The sequence below is a fragment of the Pseudomonas sp. SR18 genome (assembly GCF_023701505.1).
GTDB classification, from domain to species: domain Bacteria; phylum Pseudomonadota; class Gammaproteobacteria; order Pseudomonadales; family Pseudomonadaceae; genus Aquipseudomonas; species Aquipseudomonas cyclaminis.
This window is the reverse complement of record NZ_JAMQAU010000013.1, coordinates 75475-98631: the sequence shown is the minus strand read 5'-3', so window position 1 is coordinate 98631 and position 23157 is coordinate 75475. Positions and strand designations below refer to the sequence as shown.

The 23157-nt window shown below is 55.5% G+C and carries 18 protein-coding genes, 1 tRNA gene and 2 pseudogenes; 10 read left to right on the top strand and 11 right to left on the bottom strand.

Features of this window, described 5'->3' with window-relative positions; all coding sequences use genetic code 11:
- Window positions 1–18: 18 nt before the first annotated feature.
- A complete protein-coding gene (uraH, locus tag NDJ82_RS19130; protein ID WP_250926089.1) occupies window positions 19–429 on the top strand; it encodes a hydroxyisourate hydrolase in 411 nt (136 codons plus the stop codon).
- Here uraH and NDJ82_RS19125 read toward each other — a convergent pair.
- On the bottom strand, window positions 424–1110 hold the full coding sequence (locus NDJ82_RS19125) for a Crp/Fnr family transcriptional regulator (RefSeq protein WP_099584361.1): 687 nt from the start codon (window positions 1108–1110) through the stop codon (window positions 424–426). The two genes, uraH and NDJ82_RS19125, sit on opposite strands and share 6 nt — an antisense overlap.
- A gap of 83 nt (window positions 1111–1193) precedes the next feature.
- Between NDJ82_RS19125 and NDJ82_RS19120 the strand changes: the two genes are divergently transcribed.
- Window positions 1194–1721: an Mpo1 family 2-hydroxy fatty acid dioxygenase gene (locus NDJ82_RS19120; RefSeq protein WP_250926088.1), complete on the top strand. Its 528-nt coding sequence runs from the start codon at window positions 1194–1196 to the stop codon at window positions 1719–1721.
- A 65-nt stretch (window positions 1722–1786) separates the two neighbouring features.
- Here NDJ82_RS19120 and NDJ82_RS19115 read toward each other — a convergent pair whose 3' ends face one another.
- The 6 genes from NDJ82_RS19115 to dibA form a co-directional block, all read right to left on the bottom strand.
- On the bottom strand, window positions 1787–2767 hold the full coding sequence (locus NDJ82_RS19115) for a sulfate/molybdate ABC transporter ATP-binding protein (protein ID WP_099584359.1): 981 nt from the start codon (window positions 2765–2767) through the stop codon (window positions 1787–1789).
- A gap of 3 nt (window positions 2768–2770) precedes the next feature.
- Window positions 2771–3643 (bottom strand): sulfate ABC transporter permease subunit CysW, encoded by an 873-nt coding sequence (cysW, locus tag NDJ82_RS19110; RefSeq protein ID WP_099584358.1) that lies wholly within the window; start codon window positions 3641–3643, stop codon window positions 2771–2773.
- A 13-nt stretch (window positions 3644–3656) separates the two neighbouring features.
- A complete protein-coding gene (cysT, locus tag NDJ82_RS19105) occupies window positions 3657–4475 on the bottom strand; it encodes a sulfate ABC transporter permease subunit CysT (RefSeq protein ID WP_250926087.1) in 819 nt (272 codons plus the stop codon).
- Window positions 4476–4551: 76 nt separating this feature from the next.
- On the bottom strand, window positions 4552–5562 hold the full coding sequence (locus NDJ82_RS19100) for a sulfate ABC transporter substrate-binding protein (protein WP_027607869.1): 1011 nt from the start codon (window positions 5560–5562) through the stop codon (window positions 4552–4554).
- Window positions 5563–5628: 66 nt separating this feature from the next.
- Window positions 5629–5811, bottom strand: a complete 183-nt coding sequence (gene oscA, locus NDJ82_RS19095; protein WP_003170956.1) for a sulfur starvation response protein OscA — start codon at window positions 5809–5811, stop codon at window positions 5629–5631.
- A gap of 279 nt (window positions 5812–6090) precedes the next feature.
- A complete protein-coding gene (gene dibA / locus NDJ82_RS19090; protein ID WP_112192915.1) occupies window positions 6091–8004 on the bottom strand; it encodes a phosphodiesterase DibA in 1914 nt (637 codons plus the stop codon).
- A 166-nt stretch (window positions 8005–8170) separates the two neighbouring features.
- On the opposite strand from dibA, the gene desA reads away from it, so the two are divergent.
- Both desA and NDJ82_RS19080 read left to right on the top strand, forming a co-directional pair.
- Window positions 8171–9355: a delta-9 fatty acid desaturase DesA gene (desA, locus tag NDJ82_RS19085; protein WP_099584356.1), complete on the top strand. Its 1185-nt coding sequence runs from the start codon at window positions 8171–8173 to the stop codon at window positions 9353–9355.
- A 188-nt stretch (window positions 9356–9543) separates the two neighbouring features.
- Window positions 9544–10545 (top strand): sensor domain-containing diguanylate cyclase, encoded by a 1002-nt coding sequence (locus NDJ82_RS19080; RefSeq protein WP_099584355.1) that lies wholly within the window; start codon window positions 9544–9546, stop codon window positions 10543–10545.
- 82 nt (window positions 10546–10627) lie between these two features.
- On the opposite strand, the gene gabT is transcribed toward NDJ82_RS19080, so the two are convergent.
- Window positions 10628–11905, bottom strand: coding sequence for a 4-aminobutyrate--2-oxoglutarate transaminase (gabT, locus tag NDJ82_RS19075; RefSeq protein ID WP_032884867.1), 1278 nt, complete (start codon window positions 11903–11905; stop codon window positions 10628–10630).
- Between the two features lie 183 nt (window positions 11906–12088).
- Complete coding sequence (gene gabD / locus NDJ82_RS19070) at window positions 12089–13531, bottom strand: NADP-dependent succinate-semialdehyde dehydrogenase (protein ID WP_095186318.1); 1443 nt, start codon at window positions 13529–13531, stop codon at window positions 12089–12091.
- Window positions 13532–13900: 369 nt separating this feature from the next.
- On the opposite strand from gabD, the gene NDJ82_RS19065 reads away from it, so the two are divergent.
- The 4 genes and pseudogenes from NDJ82_RS19065 to NDJ82_RS19050 form a co-directional block, all read left to right on the top strand.
- A tRNA-Arg gene (locus NDJ82_RS19065) sits at window positions 13901–13977 on the top strand.
- Between the two features lie 103 nt (window positions 13978–14080).
- Window positions 14081–15154, top strand: a pseudogene (locus NDJ82_RS19060) (DUF927 domain-containing protein); the annotation flags it as partial.
- A 71-nt stretch (window positions 15155–15225) separates the two neighbouring features.
- Window positions 15226–15861 carry a hypothetical protein gene (locus tag NDJ82_RS19055; RefSeq protein ID WP_250926086.1) on the top strand — a complete coding sequence of 212 codons (636 nt, stop codon included), beginning with the start codon at window positions 15226–15228 and terminating at the stop codon, window positions 15859–15861.
- Between the two features lie 261 nt (window positions 15862–16122).
- Window positions 16123–16212, top strand: a pseudogene (locus NDJ82_RS19050) (IS5/IS1182 family transposase); the annotation flags it as partial.
- 16 nt (window positions 16213–16228) lie between these two features.
- Here the strand turns inward: NDJ82_RS19050 and NDJ82_RS19045 are convergent.
- Together NDJ82_RS19045 and NDJ82_RS19040 are read right to left on the bottom strand one after the other, a co-directional pair.
- The gene (locus NDJ82_RS19045) at window positions 16229–16777 is read right to left on the bottom strand and encodes an SMI1/KNR4 family protein (protein ID WP_250926085.1); all 549 of its coding nucleotides are present in this window, start codon (window positions 16775–16777) and stop codon (window positions 16229–16231) included.
- Window positions 16778–17404: 627 nt separating this feature from the next.
- Complete coding sequence (locus NDJ82_RS19040; protein ID WP_250926084.1) at window positions 17405–18670, bottom strand: hypothetical protein; 1266 nt, start codon at window positions 18668–18670, stop codon at window positions 17405–17407.
- Between the two features lie 550 nt (window positions 18671–19220).
- Here NDJ82_RS19040 and NDJ82_RS19035 point away from each other — a divergent pair.
- Window positions 19221–19409, top strand: coding sequence for a hypothetical protein (locus NDJ82_RS19035; protein WP_250926083.1), 189 nt, complete (start codon window positions 19221–19223; stop codon window positions 19407–19409).
- Window positions 19410–22883: a tetratricopeptide repeat protein gene (locus NDJ82_RS19030; protein ID WP_250926082.1), complete on the top strand. Its 3474-nt coding sequence runs from the start codon at window positions 19410–19412 to the stop codon at window positions 22881–22883.
- The last annotated feature ends 274 nt before the right edge of the window (window positions 22884–23157 follow it).

Here is a 23157-nt window from a genome sequence, read left to right as displayed (position 1 = left end):
CCTCTAAAGGATCGCTTGATGAAAACCCTCCGCATGACCCTCGCCGCCCTCAGCCTCAGCAGCCTGTGCACACTGGCCCTGGCCGACGGCAACCCCCTGAGCGTGCACGTGCTCAACCTGGAAAACGGCCTGCCGTCTGCCGGCGTCAGCGTCACCCTGGAGCAGCAGGTGGGCGATAAATGGCAGTCACTGTCCGAAGGCGTCACCAACCAGCAGGGGCGCATCGCCGAACTGTTCCCCGCCAACCGCAGCATTACGCCGGGTGAGTACCGCGTGGTGTTCAAGACCGGCGACTACTACAAAAAGGCCAACCGCGAGACGTTTTTCCCTGAAGTGCCGGTGATCTTCCAGGTCAAACAGGCCGACCAGCATTACCACATCCCGCTGCTGCTCAGCCCTTACGGTTTCTCGACGTATCGCGGTTCATAGGCCCGCAGCCTGCTGCAGGCCTTTGAGATCGAGGATCTCAATCGCGCCATAACCCAGGCCGATGATGCCCTGCTGCTCCAGCGCCTTGAGCAGACTGTTGGTGGTCTGGCGCGACAGGCCCAGCATCGCCGCCAAGTCCTCCTGGGGCAGCTGCAATGTGCGGCGCGCCTGGTCTATTTCGCCGTAGCCCTCGGCGATCATCAGCAACCGATGGGCCAGGCGCGCGGACGCGGGCATCAGGCTCATCTGTTCGATGTTGATCAACGACAAGCGCAGTTTGTGGCTCATCAACAGGGCCACGTCGCGCCAATACGCCGGATGGTCTTCGAGAATGCCGAGCATCGCCGCCTGCGGCACCTGCAACAACGTGCATGGCCCCATTGCCAGGGCATCGTGGGTGCGCGGCAGATTATCGAACAGACAGATTTCGCCGAACCAGTAAGGCGTTTCCACCAGGCTCAACACCGCTTCCTTGCCTTGGGCATTCACCGCGCTGATGCGCACCGCGCCTTCGAGCACCGCGTACAGGCCACAAGGCGGGTCGCCGCGCTTGAACAGGCACTGTCCCGCCGTAAGCATGCGCAGCCGCGCCGCTGCCAGCAGACTACGCTGTAGCGCTACCGGCAGTTGGCTGAACCAGTGGCCGCTGGCCAGGCGGGCGTGCCATTTCTCTGCGTCCATGAGAACTCCGAAGATTGTCGCCCAGCTGACAGTCAGGCGCTGGCTGACAGGGCATGATCAAACATCCTACAGGAGGAACAACAATGAAAAGCCTCGTCGACCACCTCAGCCAATACGCCGCCTACCACCGCGACCCACGCAATATCGCCAGCCACTTCATTGGTATCCCGCTGATTGTGGTGGCGGTGGCCGTGCTGCTGTCGCGTCCCGAATGGACGATTGAGGGGCTGTGGATTTCACCGGCGGTGATCGTGGCGTTGTGTTCGGCATGGTTTTACCTGCGCCTCGAACTGGCCTTGGGCGTGCTGATGACGGTGTTGATGGGTTTGTCGGTATGGGCCGGACATGTGCTGGCGGCGCAGAGCACGTGGGTGTGGCTGAGCAGCGGAGTCGGCATGTTTGTGGTGGGCTGGGTGATTCAGTTTGTCGGGCACTACTACGAAGGCAAGAAGCCCGCGTTTGTGGATGATGTGTCGGGGTTGATCGTGGGGCCGTTGTTTGTGGTGGCGGAAATGGCGTTTTTGCTGGGGTTGAGGCAGGACCTGAAGGCGAACATTGAGAAACGCTCGGGCCCGGTGGCGCGCCGCGATCTAAAGCCAAGCGAGGTCTAAATGTGGGAGGGGGCAAGCCCCCTCCCCACATTGGCTCCCATTTTCACATTGGGTATGCGGGGTTATCAGGCTTTTTGCCATACCTTGGGTTTGAAAAAGAGGGTCTCGCCACGCACCAGACCGGTCAGGCTGTCGTGGTCCTTGACCACTTCGGCCTCGATCAGCTCGGGCTGGCCTTCGACCTTCAGCGTCACCCGCGTGGTCGCACCCAGCGGGCGAATATCACGCACTTCGGCCGCATGGTGGTCTTCCAGCTCATGGCGCGACAGCGACACTTCGTGAGGGCGGAACAGTACGTGCTTGTCTTCCCCCAGGTGCAGGCGGTTGGAGTCACCGAGGAAGTGGTACACAAAATCGCTGGCCGGGTTTTCGTAGACGTCACCCGGTGAGCCGATCTGCTCGATCACGCCCTTGTTCATCACCACGATACGGTCGGCGACTTCCATGGCCTCTTCCTGGTCGTGGGTCACGAACACCGACGTCAGGTTGATGTCTTCGTGCAGGCGCGCCAGCCAGCGGCGCAGTTCTTTACGCACCTTGGCGTCGAGGGCGCCGAAGGGTTCGTCCAGCAGCAGCACTTTGGGCTCGACCGCCAGGGCGCGGGCCAGAGCGATACGTTGGCGCTGACCACCGGAGAGCTGTTCCGGGTAACGATCAGACAGCCAGTCGAGTTGCACCATGTTCAGCAGTTCGTGAACCTTGGCCGCGATCTGGGTTTCGTTCGGGCGCTGGTTCTTGGGCTTCATGCGCAGGCCGAACGCGACGTTGTCGAACACGGTCATGTGGCGGAACAACGCGTAGTGCTGGAACACAAACCCGACGTTGCGATCACGCACGTCGTGGCCGGAGACGTCTTCACCGTGGAACACGATGCTGCCGTCATCCGGGGTTTCCAGGCCGGCGATGATGCGCAGCAAGGTGGTCTTGCCGCAGCCGGACGGGCCCAGCAACGCCACCAGCTCGCCACTCTGGATGTCCAGATTGATGCTGTTCAGGGCCTTGAAGGCGTTGAAGTTCTTGCTGACATTACGGACTTCGATCGACATGACTTATTCCTCACCGGCGCTTTTGCGCAGGCGGTTGATACGGTTCTCGCTCCACTGCTTGAGCAGCAGGATGAAGAGCGCCAGGATCAGCAACAGGCTGGCCACCGCAAACGCGGCAACGTGGTTGTATTCGTTGTAGAGGATCTCGACATGCAGCGGCAGGGTGTTGGTTACGCCGCGAATGTGGCCGGACACCACCGACACCGCGCCGAACTCACCCATGGCCCGTGCAGTACACAGCACCACGCCGTAGATCAGGCCCCATTTGATGTTCGGCACAGTGACATGCCAGAACATCTGCCAGCCATTGGCCCCAAGCAGGCGTGCGGCCTCTTCTTCCTGGGTGCCCTGCTCCTGCATCAGCGGGATCAGCTCACGGGCCACGAACGGCACGGTGACAAAGATGGTCGCCAGCACGATGCCCGGCAGGGCGAACACGATCTGGATGTCGTGCTCCTGCAACCATGGGCCGAAGAAGCCCTGGGCGCCGAACATCAACACGTACACCAGGCCCGCGATCACCGGCGACACCGAGAACGGCAAGTCGATCAGCGTCACCAGGATGCTTTTGCCACGGAACGAGTACTTGCTCACGCACCAGGCGGCGCTGACGCCGAACACCAGGTTGAGCGGCACCGAGATCAATACGGCGATCACCGTGAGTTTCAACGCGGACAACGCGTCGGGCTCCAGGATTGCGCTAAAGAACGTACCCAGGCCGTTCTTCAGGCCCTGGGATACCACGATAAACAGCGGCAGCAACAGGAACAGGAAAAACACCAGCCAGCCAAGGCCGATCAGGATGCGTCGCGACACCGCACTGCCACGCCGGGCGGCGTTGGCCGAGGACGCGGCGGAAATAGACGATTGGGACATGTTCCGCGCCTCCTTATGGACGTTCGATGCGCCGCTGCAACAAGTTGATCAGCAGCAGCAGGACAAAGGAAACCACCAGCATCAACACGCCAATGGACGTGGCGCCGCGGTAGTCGTACTGGTCAAGCTTGACCATGATCAGCAGCGGCAGGATCTCGGTTTTCATCGGCATGTTGCCGGCGATGAAAATCACCGAACCGTACTCACCGACGCCACGGGCAAACGCCAGGGCAAAGCCGGTGAGCCAGGCGGGCAGCAGCGCGGGGACGAGGATGTAACGGAACACCTGCAACGGCTTGGCGCCCAGGCAGGCGGCGGCTTCTTCGATTTCCCGGGGGATGTCGGCGAGTACCGGCTGCACCGTGCGCACCACGAACGGCAGGGTCACGAAGGTCAGCGCCAGGGTGATACCCAGCGGCGAGTAGGCGATCTTGAAGCCCAGGTCAGCGGCGAACTGGCCGACCAGGCCGGTCGGCGTGTACAGCGCGGTCAGCGCAATACCGGCCACGGCGGTGGGCAGGGCGAACGGCAGGTCGATCATCGCATCGATGATCTTGCGGCCGGGGAAGGTATAGCGCACCAGCACCCAGGCCAGCAGCGTGCCGATGACGCCGTTGATCAGCGCGGCGTAGAGCGCGGTTCTGAAGCTCAACTTCAACGCCGCCAACACACGCGGTGCGGAGATGATGGCCCAGAACTGATCCCAGGTAAGTTGAGCGGCGTGGACAAACATCGCCGCGAGGGGGATCAGTACGATCAGGCTGAGGTACACCACGGTGTAGCCCAGCGTCAGCCCGAAGCCGGGTATGACGGGGGAAATACGACGCGACATAAGAGTCCTTGGTTAGCGGAACTGACACACAAAACCCGCAGGTGAATGCGGGCTCGGTGGGTGTGTATTTCTCGGCTTACTGCGCCGTGTAGATCTGGTCGAACACGCCACCGTCGTTAAAGAATTTCGGTTGGGCAGTTTTCCAGCCACCGAAGTCTTTGTCGATAGTCACCAGGTCCAGTTTCGGGAACTGCTGGGCGTATTTGGCGGCCACTTTTGCATCGCGTGGGCGGTAGAAGTTCTTGGCCGCAATCTCCTGGCCAGCCGGGCTGTACAGGTGTTTCAAGTATTCGGTAGCGATCTCGGTGTTGCCCTTTTTCTCGGCATTCTTGTCGACCACGGCCACTGGCGGCTCCGCGAGGATCGACAGGGACGGTACGACGATGTCGAACTTGTCGGCACCGCCGTCTTCTTTCAGCGCCAGGAAGGCTTCGTTTTCCCAGGCCAGCAACACGTCACCCTGACCGTTGTTGACGAAGGTGATGGTCGAACCGCGTGCACCGGTGTCGAGGATCGGCACGTGTTTGAACAACTCTTTCACGTATTCCTGGGCCTTGGCTTCGCTGCCACCGGATTTGAGGCCGTAGGCCCAGGCGGCGAGGAAGTTCCAGCGCGCACCGCCGGAGGTTTTCGGGTTTGGCGTGATCACCGAAACGTCTTTCTTGATCAGGTCGCCCCAGTCCTTGATGCCTTTAGGGTTGCCCTTGCGCACCAGGAACACGATGGTCGAGGTATACGGGGTGCTCGCATCCGGCAGGCGGGTCTGCCAGTTTTCCGGCAGGGTCTTGCCCAGTTTTGCGATTTCGTCGATGTCGCCGGCCAGGGCCAGGGTCACTACGTCGGCGCGCAGGCCGTCGATCACAGCGCGGCCCTGCTTGCCCGAGCCACCGTGGGATTGCTGGATCTTGACGGTGTCGCCTGGGTGGGACTGCTTCCAGAAGTTGGTGAACTCAGCGTTGTAATCCTGGTACAGCTCACGGGTAGGGTCGTACGAGACGTTGAGCAACTCGTAGTCCTTGGCAACAGCGGAACCTGCAAATACGGCGCTGGCCAGGGCGGCCAGGGCGTAACGGCGAATCGACGACATAGAAGCTCCTAGAATTCTTGGGTGTTGGCTTTTTCTTATAGTGACGGGGTCTATCGCCGTGGTTGCTCAGCTCGGTTTGTTACCCGGATTCTGCAGACGGAATTTTTCCTTGCGTTCGATCTGTACCACTTGGGCGTTATGCACAGTGATTTCCACCGCGCCAAACCGCAGATCGCGTAGGGCGCTCTGGATCTCACGCAAAATGGCTGCTTCGTCCTGGCCGTCGACGCTACGTAGAGATGCGCTCATGGTCTCGCTCCTGAAATGAATAGTGCCTCGCAGTGGCGGCACTGCTTGCGGCGTAGGGCGATAGTAGATAAGCGCGGATATTCTTAAAAATACTATTTAAGAATGTTTATATAACCAGAAAGAATTTTCTGCTGGGGCACGAGGTTGCGAAGGGATTAAGCCGTGCACATAGCCAAATGTGGGAGGGGGCTTGCCCCCGATGGCGATCTTTCAGCCAACAACTCTGTGACTGGGGCACCGCTATCGGGGGCAAGCCCCCTCCCACATTTTGAATGCATTTCAAGGCTGGATAGTGGGGGCGCACGCCCAGTCAATTTTATTCGCCGGCATCGGCCGCCCAAACCAATAGCCCTGCCCCAGGTCACAGCCCTGCTCCAACAAAAACTGCGCCTGCTCCACCTGCTCGATGCCCTCGGCGTGCACCTGCATGCCCATGCTTTTCGCCAACGCGATAACCACGCGCACAATCGCGGCGTCGTCTTCATCCCACGGCAACCCGGCGACAAAACCCTGGTCGATCTTGAGTTTCTGCACCGGCAGGCGCTTGAGGCGCAGCAGGGAGGAATAGCCGGTGCCGAAGTCATCAATAGCCAGGCGCAGGCCCAGTTCGCGCAGGCGGTGCAGTTGTTCCAGGGCCACCTCAGGGTCATCCATCACTGCACTTTCGGTGACTTCCAGCTCCAGGAAAGCCGGATCAAGGCCGGTATCGTGCAGCACCTGGGCGACTTGCTCGTACAGTTCACGCCGGGCAAACAGGCGGCTGGACACGTTGATCGCGATAAAACTCAGCGCCACGCCGTCGGCCAGCCATTGGCACATCTGGCGACAGGCCTGCTCCATTACCCAGGCGTCGATATCGGCAATCAAGCCGGTGCGTTCAGCGATGGGGATGAATTCGCCCGGCGGCACCAGGCCGCGTTCCGGATGCTGCCAGCGCACCAGCGCTTCGACGCCGACCAGGCGGCTGCTATGCAGGTCGTGCACAGGCTGGTAGTAGACGCGCAACTCCTGCTGGTCGAGGGCGCGGCGCAGTTCGCTGGCGATTTCCACGCGGTTCTGCGCGTGGGCGGTGAGTTCTTCGGTGTACAAGGCGTAGCCTTCGCGGCCCGCGCTTTTGGCTTTGAACAACGCGGAGTCGGCGTTGCGCAGCAGTTGCTCTGCGCTGAGGGCGTCATTGGGAAACAGGCTGATGCCGATGCTGGCGCTGATAAACAGTTGATTGCCGTCAAAGGTGAACGGCTGTTTCATCACGTCCAGCATGCGCTGCGCCAACGCCGCTGCCTGCACCACCTGTGAACAACTTTCCGCGAGCACCGCGAACTCATCGCCGCCCAGGCGCGCCAGGGTCACGCCGGGGCCGAACAGCGTCTTGAGTCGCTCGCCCACCAGCTTGAGCAACTGGTCACCAACGTTATGGCCAAGGCTGTCATTGATGATCTTGAAGTGATCCAGGTCCAGCAACAGCAGGGCGCACCCGCGTTTGTGCAGCTGTGCCGAGGCCAGCGCCTGCTCGGCGCGGTCGGTAAACAGCAGACGGTTGGGCAGGTCGGTCAGCGGATCGTGGTGCGCCAGGTGCGCCAACTCGTGCTCGGAATCCTTGATGGCGCTGATGTCGGAAAACACCGCGACGTAATGGCTGACGTGGCCCTGGTCATCGTGAATCACCCGGATGGTTTGCCACTGTGGGTAAATCTCGCCGCTTTTGCGTCGGTTCCAGATTTCTCCGCTCCATTCACCGGTGTGTTCCAGGGTCTGGAACATCTGCTGGTAAAAACTCGACGAATGGCGACCGGACTTCAGCAGGCTGGGCTGCTGGCCCATGACGTCTTCACGCTGGTAGCCGGTGATCTCTATGAATGCCCGGTTCACGTGCACGATCAGGCCGTTGGCGTCGCTGACCAGTACGCCTTCGCGGGTGCAGTCGAAGACGGCCGCCGCCTGGCGCAGGCGCTCGCGGTTTTCCTTGAGGGGTTGCTGCAACTGGTGGGTCCGGGCGAAGCGTGCGCACAACAGGTAAATGGCCAAGGTGCTCAGGGCTACCCACACATAACCGCGCACCTGCAGCCATCGCCCCAACTCCCACGGTTCATCGAGAAAGTTGATCAATACGTAATGGCTGAACTGGAGCCATGCGATGGAAACCAGCAGGTATACCAGCCCCACACGCAGGGCCCCTCGGTATGAAAACAGCATATGGCCAGTAGTCCTTACTAAAAAACCAGAATCGCCCTACAACGCGTCGGGATTATAGAATAGGAAACACCTTGTAAGTCTTATCTGAAACGGTGACTGGTTTTATCCTTAAAGCCAGTGATAATGCGGGTGCTGTTTTTTTCTTTATCAGAGGGCCATACAGCCTATGTGGTACAACGGTTTTCTTGACCTGTCAGCCTGGCAACTGGTTGCAGTCACTCTGTTGATGACCCACGTGACCATCGTTGGGGTCACGGTTTATCTGCACCGCTATTCAGCCCATCGCTCCCTGGAGCTCAATGCCGGCCTGAAACACTTCTTCCGCTTCTGGCTGTGGCTGACCACGGCGCAGAACACCCGCGAGTGGACCGCCATCCACCGCAAGCACCACGCCAAGTGCGAAACCGTCGATGACCCGCACAGCCCGGTCATCAAAGGCCTGTCCACCGTGCTGCGCAAAGGCGCCGAGCTGTACCGCACCGAGGCCGAAAACCCCGAGACCCTGCGCATCTACGGCAAGAACTGCCCGGACGACTGGATCGAACGCAAGATCTACACCCCGTACCCGCTGCTGGGCGTGGCGATCATGGGCGTGATCGACCTGCTGCTGTTCGGCACCATCGGCATCACCATCTGGGCGATCCAGATGATGTGGATTCCGTTCTGGGCCGCCGGCGTGATCAACGGCTTGGGCCATGCGGTGGGCTATCGCAACTTCGAATGCCGTGATGCGGCGACCAACCTGGTGCCGTGGGGCATCATCGTCGGTGGCGAAGAACTGCATAACAACCACCACACCTACCCCAACTCGGCCAAGCTGTCGGTGAAGAAGTGGGAGTTCGACCTGGGTTGGGCGTGGATCAAACTGTTCAGCTTCCTGCGCCTGGCCAAAGTCCAGCGCGTGGCGCCGATTGCCCATCGCGTCGAGGGCAAAGGCAGTCTGGACATGGACACCGCCATGGCGATCCTCAACAACCGCTTCCAGATCATGGCCCAGTACCGCAAATTGGTGATCGGCCCGCTGGTCAAGCAGGAACTGGAAAAGGTCGATCATTCGGTGCGTCACCAGTTCCACCGGGCCAAGCGTCTGCTGTCGCGGGAAACCAGCCTGCTGGATGACCGCCATCACCTGCGTATCCAAAGCATGTTGGAGCACAGCCAGGCCTTGAAAGTGATCTACGAAAAGCGCCTGGCGCTGCAGCAGATCTGGCTCAAGACCAGCACCAACGGCCACGATATGCTCGCGGCCATCAAGGAATGGGTGCACGAGGCCGAAGCGAGCGGCATCCAGTCCCTGCGGGATTTTGCCCACCAATTGAAGACCTATTCGCTGCGTCCTGCGGCGGTCTGACAGTGCCGTGGGAGGGCTTGCTCTCCCACGCACCCTCTTTTTGGCGTCATTATCCGGGCACCGCCAATCGGCACCGTTCATGGAACTTCATCGCATTTACCCTCTCTCAATGAACACTTCGCCATCATGGTGGCCCCTTGTTGTGACCGCTGCTCCATCCTGCGGCGCGCCCAGAGAGAGTTGTGCCGATGGTTCTCGAAAAGCCCTTAGTTAACGACACCCCAACCGCTGACCCTCCACGTCCGGCTGCGGCTGCAACCCTGCTGGCGCTGGTGCATGCCCAGGGCGAAGTCGAACGGCTGAGCGAACGCGAACAACTGCTCAGCTCGCTGTTGGTCAGCGTGAATGCCGTGCTTTGGGCCATCGATTGGGAGACCCGGCGCGTGCTCTATGTGAGCCCGGCCTACGAGCGAATATTCGGCCGTTCCGCCGGTTTGCTGCTCGCCGATCATCGGGAATGGCGCAACAGCATTCACCCGGAAGACCTCGACTACGCCGAACACAGCCTTTCCCGTGTGCTGGAACAAGGCGCCGTAGAAGACCGCGAGTACCGCATCATCACCGCCGACGGGCAGATCCGTTGGCTGAGTGACAAGTGCTACATCAACCAGCAGGTCGAACCCGGCGAGCCGGTGATCGTGGTCGGCATGGCCGAAGACATCACCGAAAAGAAGCAGCTGGAACTGGAACTGCACCGCCTCGCCACCACCGACGTGCTGACCCAGAGCAGCAACCGGCGGCACTTCTTCGAATGCGCCAACCAGGCCTTCGACACCGCCTGTGCCCAAGGCGCGCAATTGGCCTTCCTGTTGCTGGACATTGATGATTTCAAGGACGTCAATGACACCTATGGCCACCTTGAGGGCGACCAGGTGCTGCGGCGTATTGCCGAGAGCGGGCGTGGGGTACTGCGCCGAGGCGACCTGTTCGGACGCATTGGTGGCGAAGAGTTCGCCGCCGTACTGCCCGGTTGCGCGCCTGAGATGGCCTTGCAAGTGGCCGAGCGCCTGGGCAAAGAGATCCAGGCGCTGAGTTTCAGCTTCGAAGGCCAGGCGTTCAGCGTCACCATCAGCCAGGGCCTGGCCAGCCTGACCGAGGAAGACTCGACCCTGGACAGCCTGTTCGCCCGCGCCGATGCCGCCATGTACGAGGCAAAACGCCAGGGCAAGAACCGCGTCATCGCTGGCTGAATGCCTCCCACAGGGGTTCAGAAGTGGCCGTCATAAAAAAACCCGCCGAGGCGGGTTTTTTACATCGAGGAAGGCGCCGGGCTTACAGCTCGGAGAAGCACTCTTCGATGATTGCCAAGCCTTTGTCCAGTTGCTCGTCCGGCGAGGTCAGCGGGACCAGTACGCGCAACACGTTGCCGTAGGTGCCGCAGGACAGCAGGATCAGGCCCTTGTCACGCGCCTTCGCCACCACGGAGGCAACGGCAGCGGCGTTCGGCTTGTGGCTGTCGCCGTCTTCGAACAGCTCGACGGCGATCATCGCGCCCAGGGCACGGACTTCGCCGATCACCGGGTACTTGGCCTGGATAGCCTTGAGGCCGGTCACCAGACGCTCGCCCACTGCCTTGCAGCGGTCCAGCAGGTGCTCTTCTTCGAACACCTCCATCACCGCCAGCGCAGCGGCGCAGGCAATCGGGCTACCGGCGTAGGTGCCGCCCAGGCCACCTGGCGCGATGGCGTCCATGTATTCAGCCTTGCCGCACACACCGGCCAGCGGAAAGCCACCGGCGATGGATTTGGCGAAGGTGGTCAGGTCGGCGGCAACACCCATCTGTTCCATGGCAAAGAAGGTACCGGTACGGCCGGCACCGGTTTGCACTTCGTCGGCGATCAGCAGGATGCCGTGCTTGTCGCACAACTCGCGCAGGCGCTTCATGAACGATTTAGGCGCGACGTAGAAACCGCCTTCGCCCTGTACCGGCTCGATGATGATGGCAGCGATATCACGCGGCTCGGCATCGTTCTTGAAGATGCGTTCGATGCTGGCGATGGAATCGTCGTCGCTCACGCCGTGCAGCTCGTTCGGGTACAGCGCGCGGAACACGCCGCCAGGCATCAGGCCCATGCCGGCCGAGTAAGGCACGACTTTACCGGTGAGACCCAGGGTCATCATGGTGCGGCCGTGGTAAGCGCCGGTGAAGGCGATCACGCCAGCACGGCCAGTGGCGGCACGGGCGATTTTCACGGCGTTTTCGACAGCTTCGGAACCGGTGGTGACCAGCAGGGTTTTCTTGACGAAATCACCTGGCACCTTGGCGTTGATCTTTTCGCACACTTCTACGTACGGCTCGTAGGCCAATACCTGGAAGCAAGTGTGGGTCAGCTTGTTCAGTTGCTCGGTCACGGCGGCGATGATTTTCGGGTGCACGTGGCCGGTGTTCAGCACGGCGATACCGCCGGCGAAGTCGATGAACTCGCGACCTTCAACGTCGGTCACGGTGGCGTTTTTTGCGGATTCGGCAAAAATCGGGTGAATCTGGCCAACACCGCGTGGTACAGCAGCTTCGCGGCGTTTCATCAGGGATGCGTTGGTCTTGCTCATAAAGTCCTCATTCGCCACTCATCGGGTGGCGTGGTTCAAGGAATACGTGGCGGGGAGGCAACTGCGGCAGCATGCGATGATCGACTGCCACAGCGTTCCCGGTCACTACGAATAACCATGTGAAACACGCAAAGGGTCAGCGCTCTCGTGCCCTTTGCGTTTACAGCCATGCCAAACCGAGGCTTAGATGCCCAGGCAGAGGTATTTGATTTCCAGGTAATCCTCGATCCCGTACTTGGAGCCTTCACGGCCCAGGCCCGAGGCCTTGATGCCGCCGAATGGCGCCACTTCGTTGGAGATCAACCCGGTGTTGACGCCGACCATGCCGTATTCCAGCGCTTCAGCCACACGGAACACGCGGCCCAGGTCGCGGGCGTAGAAGTAGGACGCCAGGCCGAACTCGGTGTCGTTGGACATCGCGATCACTTCGGCTTCGTCTTTGAAACGGAACAGCGGCGCCAGTGGGCCGAAGGTTTCTTCCTTGGCGACGGCGGCGTTTTTCGGCACGTCGACCAGGATGGTCGGCTCGAAGAAGTTGCCTTCCATCACCTTGCCACCGGCCAGCAGCTTGGCGCCTTTGCTCAGGGCATCAGCGATGTGCTCCTGAACCTTGGCCACGGCTTTTTCGTCGATCAGCGGGCCCGTGGTGGTGCCGTCTTCCAGACCGTTGCCGATCTTGAGCTTGGCCACGGCCACTTTGAGTTTTTCGGCGAACGCGTCGTACACCGAATCCTGGATATACAGGCGGTTGGCGCAAACGCAGGTCTGGCCGTTGTTGCGGTACTTGGAGATGATCGCGCCTTCCACGGCCTTATCCAGGTCCGCGTCGTCGAACACAATGAACGGCGCGTTGCCGCCCAGTTCCAGGGAGACTTTCTTGATGTCCTTGGCGCATTCGGCCATCAGCTGGCGACCGATTTCGGTCGAGCCGGTGAAGGACAATTTACGCACGATCGGGTTGCTGGTCAGCTCGCCGCCGATGTCGCCAGCGCTGCCGGTAACCACGCTCAACACACCTTTCGGGATGCCAGCACGGTGCGCCAGCTCAACCAGGGCCAGAGCCGAGAACGGAGTTTGCGACGCAGGCTTGATCACCATGGTGCAACCGGCGGCCAGGGCCGGGCCGGCTTTACGGGTGATCATGGCAGCCGGGAAGTTCCACGGAGTGATGGCAGCGGTCACGCCGATTGGCTGCTTGATCACGATCAGGCGCTTGTCGGGCTGGTGGCCGGGGATCACGTCACCGTAGATGCGCTTGGCTTCTTCAGCGAACCACTCGATAAAGGACGCGGCGTAGACGATTTCGCCCTTGGCTTCGGCCAGCGGCTTGCCTTGTTCGAGGGTCATCAGGCGACCGAGGTCGTCCTGGTTTTCGATCAGCAGTTCGAACCAACGGCGCAGCTTGTTGGCGCGCTCCTTGGCGGTCAGTGCACGCCAGGCCGGCAGGGCCTTGTCGGCGGCTTCGATGGCACGGCGGGTTTCCGCGGCGCCCATCTTTGGCACGGTGCCGAGAATCTCGCCCGTGGCAGGGTTGTTGACCTTGATGGTTTGACCATTGTCCGCATCGACCCAAGCGCCATCGATAAAGGCTTGCTGGCGAAACAACTGGGTATCTTTGAGCTGCATGTCGGCTTTCCTTAACAGCACCGCGCGCACGCGGAGCGAATTAGAGTTGTTGAAAGGCGCCTTGTGGGCTGCCGTCAGGGAAATCAGCCCCAGCACGCGAGGAAGTTGAATGCGCACGGGAGACAGAGCGTTTGAAATCTCAAACGAATCCTAGGATCAATGGGGGTACAGGGCAATAGTCTGTTCGAAAAAAAGAACGAAAACGGCGCATTTGCCGAATCTTTCGGATCAGCGTAGCCGAGGCAGATTGGCGTGCATTGATCCGAGTTACGCGGAGCAGGGCCTTCGTCAGGCAAATTCCTACCGTTTAAGGACCAAAGACCAGCATGGACGCCCATGGTCGACATGGGTATGATGTCGCCCGCACAAGCATCCGTAGCTCAGCTGGATAGAGTACTGCCCTCCGAAGGCAGGGGTCGTGGGTTCGAATCCCGCCGGGTGCACCATATAGCAGTCTCAGGCTGTCTCAGACAGTCTACGAAACACCCCAAGAAGCCCGCCCTGTGCGGGCTTTCTTGTTTCTGGCTGTTCACCTCTCTTCCCTCCGTGTATTCCACTGCTGACAACGCCCTGAAGTCCATCGCCGCCGCGCACTCAGACGGCTTATTGGTTCTCGATGAAATTGGGATGTGCGATCCGCGCATCATTGGCGAAACGGTTTACATGCTGGGTAATGGCAGTGGTAAAGCACGCGCCAATGATCGAGGCCAGGCCGGTCGTAACGTAACAGGAATGGCGTTTGTTGTTTCTCTCGACCGGGGAAAAGACGTTGGCGCAGCACATGGCAGAGGCAAGCAAGGATCTTAAAGCAGGCATGGAAGTACGCGTGCTCGCAGTGCCTGCCGATGCCAGCAAAAGGCTTGGAATGTTCGACACGCTCACAATGTCTTTGACGGCGCCGCTGCGCTTTCAGAGGCTCTAAAAGCACACGCGCCCAAGTATTACACCGCCTTCCTGTCGGCCCTGTGTGAGCCCGGAAAGACGCTGGGGTGGTCGACCATTTTGCGCCACACCATTGAGCGGTTTGTCTCGACGTCACTACCTAAATCAGCAAGCGGACAGGCCCAACGTGCCGCCACTCGTTTTGGATTGGCCGCTGCCGCTGGGGAGTTGGCCACCGCCCTGGGGATAACTGGCTGGCCTGAGGGTGGAGCGACCACGGCGGCAAAGGTCTGCCTCAATGCCTGGCTAAATGAGCGCGGCGGCGCCGGAAACTTCGAAAGTGACGCCATCGTCGCGCGCCTTCGCCAAGTGATCGAGCGTTTCGGAGAGAGCCGTTTCACCCGCTGGGAATCCGCCGCCGCCAAGATCGATGAGCACGGCCCTCGCACCATTGACCGGCTGGGCTTTCGCAAAACGCTGGAGCATGGCCTGGGTGATGCGTTGCACACCACCACTACCTACTACGTACTGCCCGAGGCTTGGTGTTCCGAAGTATTCAAAGGCATGAACCTGAACGCCGTTAACAAAGAGCTATTGAGCCGCGCCATTTTAGAGCCTGGCAGCGATGGCAAAGCGGCTCAATCGGTAAGACTGCCGGGCATGCCTAAAGCCCGTGCCTACGTTTTTAACTCATCCGCACTCATGGCGGATGACAGCGGGCACTCCTTCGAGGCCGCATAAATTAGTTATCCATTTTGGCCTGCCATTCCGGCAAGCCTTTCGCAGCACCATATGTAAATGGAGATACCCCCATGTTTAAAAGAAACACGCTTTCAACCCCTGAAATCAAAGCGGCTCAGAACAAATACGCGGCTCACCATGAAACGCTCCAAGAACTGGAGAGGACCAAGACGCAGCTAGCCCACAAATTAACGGCCTTGGTCGCTGAGGCCACTCTCGACAAGGAAGCCAAAGCATCGGCGCATGACAGGGCGCTCAAGGCCTACAGTGCGGCCATTGCTGCTGGTGATACCGCCGCTGAAGCCGAAGCAGACACTGCCTTGCAATCAATCCTTAGCGAGTCGGACAGAAGCCGTGGCAAGCACCTGGCTCGAACTGCCGCTATCGCTAAACTTGAACAGGAAGTCACTGAGATCGACCAACGACTTGAACAAGGTAACCAAGCGCTGGAGACCTCACACAAAGAGCTCTTGAGGGCAATCCTGTACAAACGAGCGGAACAAATAAGAAGCAGCGCTAATGAGTTGGTGGCAGTAGCCAAACGATACCAGCAGGTCGCGTATCTCATGGGGCTGCAAGGCTCTTTGCAGGACATTCGGATTCCCTTACCTCCCACTCACCGGGAGGACCGGTTTGACTACGTCGGCCCTCATACAATCAGGACAGGCCCAGCGAGACCGACAGTTGAGGAACTGCTGTTGGACTGAATGACACAGCATCAACGTGGAACACCTTTTTCCCCTGGAACACTCGGTGTTCCACCTCAAATAAAAAGGTGTTCCAGCCTGGAAGCCACGTACTCCGTGGCTTTCAGCTTTAGTGGAACACCTGGAACACCTGGAACACCGTTTTTTGAGGGGTATTGGTTTTTTAACCTCCGTCACCCCGTCTCATTGGGCGCCGTCAGCGAGGTTCTGTACGAAAAGTCCGTATGGTTAGAATCGCGCCATGATTGGCTGTAGGCCCGCATGGCAAAGCGTTACGAACTCTCCGATGCATCTTGGGAATTGATCAAGGATCTGGTTTCTCCCGAGCAGAGGATGGGTCGACGTCGAACACGCCTTAACGCGCTGCTTACAGCCGATCAGACTCTTCCTCCGACACCAAATACTCAACAAAATCCAAGTAGGAACCCCATACTTCAGGTGCTGTCATCAATGCTTCTTTACCAATGCGGTTAACATCAATCGCATCACACCAGAGCACCTGCCCCAACGGGGAGTTGCAGTCCATCACGATTAGACCTTCAGCAGGCTCCCCCAACACAAGATAATTTGAAGAAAGTTGGCCACTGCTTCTCAAGCGCTTCGTTTCAACAAGAACATTAGTTGGAGATTCCCAACCGATCTGGTGCAGCGGTAAAACATAAATACCACTTCCGTCAAAAAACTCCCCCACCAATTTGAAGCTACTGGGAAGTGATACTTTCAACTCATGCTCCAGCTTTTCAATAAAATCCGGGGCCACTGCGCGAATACCATTCAACGACTCAAATCGACTCTTTACCATCTCTAAGCTTGACATACCAACCTCACTGTTTTTTACACGCCACTGCCAATATTCTCTAGGTTTTGTACGAAAAGTATTGCCGTATACAACGTGGGCAGCAGCGGGGTTTGCCACGCACATGCCAGACCGAATCTACTACATCTGTCCTCACACAAATCACTCCTGACGCAACATTGCCGACCGTTGAGGAGCGGCTCTCGGACTGAATCAACAGACTATCAACGTGGAACACCTTTTGCCGCTGGAACACCTGGTGTTCCAGCTCAAATAAAAAGGTGTTCCACTCTGAAAGCAACGTAACTCGTGGCTTGCAGCCTTAGTGGAACACCTGGAACACCTGGAACACCGTTTTTTGAGGGGTATCGGTTTTTAACCCCCATCACCCCATCGCATTGGGCGCCTTCAGCGAGCATCAGAGGGTCGCCACACGCCTGCCGCCAAGCGTCTAGAAGCAGGCAAAACAACACCTTTCCGCGCTGTTCATGGGTCCTTTGGGAGGTTATTTGGATTGGGGTAATTCGAACCCCGATGTTTTTACAGATTCAAGTGGCTATAGGGGGTTCCGTCTCCGGTTGGGTAGGAAGCTCAATAGGTGACCAAGACAGCGTACCCAACCCTTACCGGCTCTTATTGATGCTGTTGAGGTGTCATAGGGGAAGTGGGCACCTCTAGCACGAAGTTTCCCATCGCGACTACATAAATAATAATACGGTATAGGCAATGAACGAAACGTAATCAGATTCACATATCACTATTAGCACCAAAGGTTTGCATAAGTCGCAACTTTTCCTCTCGAGAGCATAACACACCGTCTATTTGCTCTTTGAAAACCCCAGTGCGAATAAGCTGTTGAATCGCTTTGCGCGTAGTTGATGGAGTTATTCCTAAGCTCTTACATACTTCCAAGTGAATTCCCTTGGGCCAAGGCTGCTCCGGCAAAGAAACACGTACCTTTTCAATAAGCTCAGATGTTAAGCGATCTCCAACTTGTTTTAATGCAACTATACGCAAATCAACACCAGTGCCTGTCCGAGAAACTCGCGCAACCTGGCCGCACGCCTCACAAGTCATCATAGTAGAAGATGTGGACCACTCATCAAGAAGGATAGTATTTTGAGAGTCGCATTCCGGACATAGGCACACCTCAGTAAGTATTTCCCTTACACGAAGAATCGCACCACTATCCTCGTAGTAGTCAGAAATTAAATTTGTTTCACAACTTTTACATTGAATAGCCTTCTTGTCTCCGTCATTAGCTTTTTGTTTGTAACTGATAACGTTTAGACAAGCGGGACAAGGACTCTGTACATGAGCGACCGACGTTATTTTTTTGAGCCTAAATGAACCAGCATTAACACCAGAGCTGATTGATCTAACCTCTCGTCGCAGATTACTCAACTCCGCGTTCAACCCGGCTGCCATACCGCTATTTGCCATTCCCGTTTCGATTGTTAACATCCTAGCTTCAAGTTCAATCAGAGCTTCTTGACGAGCAAAGTCGCTTCTGCGCTGTTCATCTAACTCCTCTCCGATAACTCCCTGCCAGTCGCTAAGACTAGTATCGTTAATTGATCGTAGCGAGCCCAGAATGTGGATAGCACTTTGAATCCTCTCCTCTTTTGCAAACAACTCTTCTTCTGGACTATTGTATTCATTATGTTGTAGCTCTTCGTCCAAATACGCAGACAACCTCTGAAGCTCGACGGAAAGATTCGTCACTTTTTCCGCCGCCTTCAACGCATACATCCTTAAATTTCGCTGCTCGTAGTCACGGACCTCTTGTACCGCATTTTGTTTGTCTTGGGACGCGTAGTAATGGGAAATACCCCAACCAATTGCGACAGAAAGAAGAGTCAGCAATGTCCCTAGAAGGGTACTCTCCTTACTAGTCAATGTCGTAAAACTAATAACGACCAAAATAACGAAAATAAAACCACAGCCGATAAAAAGTGGCCAAGCTGGGAAGCTTTCTCTTAACTTAGCCTGCGGCATTCCTACTTCTTTCATGTCGCTTACCCTGTTGGTTAGGCAATCAATAGCGTCATCACTTTAACAAGCATAATCGATCCTACAGACATTGCCATCAATTCGATAGCAGGCACCGCGGACCAACTTGCCCGTAGCGGCGAGCATCGCACCAGTGCTGTCGGAAAGGCGGCAGCCAGCCCTAAAAGGGCGCGACTCCTTGCCCGTAACATACTCCCCCCAAGGAAGGTTCACTGCTTCCGCACCGACCATCATAGGGCGCGGGGCTACGTCGATCCGGAGCTTCAATAGTAGGCACAACACAACGAAGGAAATATTGGGGAACAAACGGGTTCGTATTGAAGGGCAGGATTGGGTCTGTGAGGCTCAGTTGACGCCCTGACAGAATTGTCCAGGGATGAAAAAAACGTAAGCCCCGCATGGCTCTAGCAGGATAGGTCAAGCGGCGATGATGAAAGAACAGCCTAGTCACGTCGATGAGAACGAGCGTTATGCCGGTGAAGCCCATAGCTTACTGCTGTGACCTGCGATAGCATCAGGCCATCGCGACGTGCGGTAATGGAGGCAAGACATGAGCTTTTCAATTGTAGACAACCCGCAGCTAGCAATTGGGCTCGCTTTGGGACTTATATTGGTGATTACTATCACAATTAAGCTCACATGGAAGCGAAAAAACATTGTCAAAGCGGATAAGGGCGGTGTTGCAGTGAATGGCCCTAACAAGGGAACAATCAAGGCATCGTATCGCAAAGGAAAGTAAATGCGGAGCATCTTCAATCTTCTTGAAAGGATAACTAAGCGTAGCACTACCCTTACTGCGACAAAAGGAGGCGTGGTAGTTAATGGAAAAAATACTGGCGTAATCATTACGAACGACATTGAAGATATTAAATCTGCGGTAACAGAAGTTATTACAAATCAATCTGAAGCTCGTAGTCACGGAGTAGCGGCTGAATTACAAGGAGAGATAGGTCGTCAGATAGATCACTATCGCGACAAAATGAACGCCGGAAGCGTTAAAGAAGCCCTAGACTTATACTCGGAACTACTTACACATCAAGCAAAAAATTTAACTCCACATTCCATTTTTAGAATCAAAGCCAATATAGCTATATGCATGCACTTGATGGGAGATGCTGCCGAAGCTTCTCGCATCCTGCTAGAAGCCTGCACTTATGCTCCTGATGACGATAAAGCGGTGGCCTTTAAGGCATTTGCTTATGTGATAGCGGGTGACGCTGCCAAGGCAGTAACTTATGGTTTGTCAGCACTTGACAAGAACCCTTTAAATGACACCCTCGCTGGATTCATAATACAGGCGGCTCGTATCGACTCTCAGTATCGAGAAGAATTCAACGATCCGTTCGACAAATTTTCAGATGATTTGAAAAAAACAAAAAACGTTCGCTTGGCTCACATCCATTTTCTTGCAGCGAAGGAAGTTCAGGGTTGGAGGGATTTAGCCAATGAGTATCTGGCTGAAGAGCCGGAAGACCTGTTGGCTAAAAGTTTGGTCGCTCAAGGAATTCTTCAGAACTACGTTAATGAGCGGCAAAGTCCAAATGGCTTTAAATTTACGTCGAAAGATATTAATGAGCTAAAAGTTGCTTGCAAGCACTTTGAAGACTACTGGAATGATTTCCGCGACAGCGATAGGCGAGCGAACGGTTGGGATTTTCAGGTCGTTCACAGCCTGATACTTTGTTATAAATTGAGTGGAAACTTTGATGACCTACGTGCCCTCTGTACCTATGCAATGGCAGAGTTAGCAGACGATCAAGGACTGGTAGAAACCATCGTTAAATGTTTACTTGATCTAAATGAGCCGGAAGTGTGTTCCAAAGCCATCGATAGACTAGAGAACCTAGATGAAGCTAGGAAGCTGAAATTTCTTTTAATGGTAGCGCAGAAGGACTGGGTAGCGTTATCCAAATTCCAAGACTACAGCCTGGCGAGATTTGAAGGTAATTTTCTAATCCAAGCAAAGGTAGTTGTATTCATTTCTAGGGCACATAAAGGTGACGCTAGGGGAAAACTGCATTTAGAGCAACTTCTTCAGCAAGAACAATTAGACAGTCGAGCAAGATTGCTTCTTTTTGATTTTTCCAGCGCTTGTGGTATTAGATCCATCGCTGAAGTGGCACACTCTTATGGAGCAGCTATTATCAATGAGCGATCAGACTTCATCGAATTCTTTCATTACATGAGATTGGTCCGCTCATTGATGATATGGAAAGAAATAGTTTTACGACTTCCTACTTTTCCAGATGCGTTAGATAACTATGAATTAAAACATATGCTAGCGCTGGGATACCTCAACGAGCAGCCAATGCGTGCAGAGGCAGTTGAGTTTTTTGAGGAGCTTTCAGAGGACCCTAAGGGCTTCGAGCTTTTTTTGGGAATCTTCTATTTTAAAAGGCGTCGATTCGAGAGCGCCCCTGAACTTATCGCTAGTTATTACGAGTCTGGAGGACGGGATCTATATGGCTTTCTCGCGCTAATAGATATGGCGGAAATGCAGAATGATACAGAAATGCTCAAGAAAATATTCTGTGATTATAACCCGAGTCTTTATGATGGATCGCCGGAACAGTGGATGCATGTGGCTAGAGGGCTCATAGAAATCGGCGAATCTAAGCAGGGACTTGATTTAGCCTATAGAACATATATCGACCATACCAATCTAGCGAAAGTTGCTTTAGGTTACTTCCATGTATTTCTTACTGCCAATAAGGACGCCTTACTGGACGACGCGATAGTTGTTGGGGCAGGGTGTCATATAAAGCTAGTTTCCTCCGAAAGCATCGTTATTGAACGTGACGTATCAGAGACTATCGACGATGACTTAGCGCTCTCTCCTGAAAATGTCGATACATATGTGCATAAAACAATCGGACAGCGGGTAGGTTATCAGTATCAACAGGAAAAGCTACAAGGTGTAGTGGTTTGGACACTGGAAGAAGTTAAACATAAATATCTTGATGCATTTCACAAAATCTGCACAACTTACGAAAATCAGTTCCCTGAGGAAGGTGGTTTATGGTCGCTGAAAGTAGAAGATGGTAATGTTCAGTCGCTCCTCGACTTCATCAAGAAACAGGCAGAAAGAGATGAAAACTTCATCTCGATGATTACATCGAATCACATCCCATTAAGCATAGCTTCTGGAATGTGGCGAAAAAATATATTTCAAGTTTCCGATCTTCTAAGATTATCGAACAAGCGCATTGACACTTGCGCAGGCACACATGAGGAACGACTCGAAGCCTTAGATATAATTACCAGACATAAAGGCGGTACAATAATCCTGGACGCTTACACATCTTGGGTGGCAGCCGAACTGGATCTACTTGAAGTTCTTAATGATTATTTTAAAAGCTTGGTGGTTTCGCAAGCATCAGTAGACTCAATGCGTCTACTTGTTGGAGACATTGGAGATTTCAAGGGGCCGGGTTGCAATATTGGTTGGGTTAACGGTGTATTTGTAAAGACAGAATACACCGAATCCGATGTTCAAGGGCAAGCTGAAAATTTCTTGCGAAACATCCTATCTATCGAGTCCCGATGCAATGTCGTCCACTTTGATTTTCCGAGTGATCTTGACGAGCTTACTGAGACATTGTTGGATATCACACCAGAAGCTGTTGCTCCTTATTTCTTGGCGAAAAACAATAATGCCCTCTTCGTTTCGGATGATGGATACTCAAGGGGATTCGCGAAAAACGCTTACGGCTTAATGGATAGTACGTGGTTACAGGCGATAGTTAATGAACTGGCTCGAGAACGCATCATCACTCCAGATCATTATGTGGACGTAATACTTGGACTGTGCCGCTTTAAGCATACCTCAGTATCGATTAGCTCCTACGTTATTGATTCTGTATTCGACAGAGACAGCACAAGTGATCTGCATGAATTTAAATTGATTTGTGAGTATATTGGAGGACCTAACGCAGAAACCAAAAGCCACTTTGATCTAGTCATGAAGTTTATTTTGAGACATTGGCTATTTGAATATAACCCGAGCTACAATCTCGCCATAGAGAACATGCTATTAAAAAGTCATGGAGACGCTTTCCCGTCGGCCAAAGTTAAAAGTGCAACCACCATACTATTAGAACGTGTGAGACTTATGCCTGACGGCATTACGCTACTATTAGAAATTGGTAACTATCCAATTTTACGACTTGAGCAATTCATCATTGAATGGTGGAAAGGACACTTCTACAAATAACGGAAGATTTAAGTCTTGCATGAGAGGATCAAAGCGCCGTTATCCGCTCTTTCATATGACAAGTGGTGTCAACACAGCCGGATGACTCCTTCCTTCCAGCCTTGAATGACTGCAAATCGAGGGAGAGTCCAAAAATCAGGAACCTAAAACCACCTAAGATTTGACTGGTGAGCTTAGTTTCAACAGCTGAAACCATGGCAGACCTTTCCACGGTGTCGGCGGATGTCTGCTAGACACCCAGCAAGAGACGTACCGATCGGCATACCCATAAACT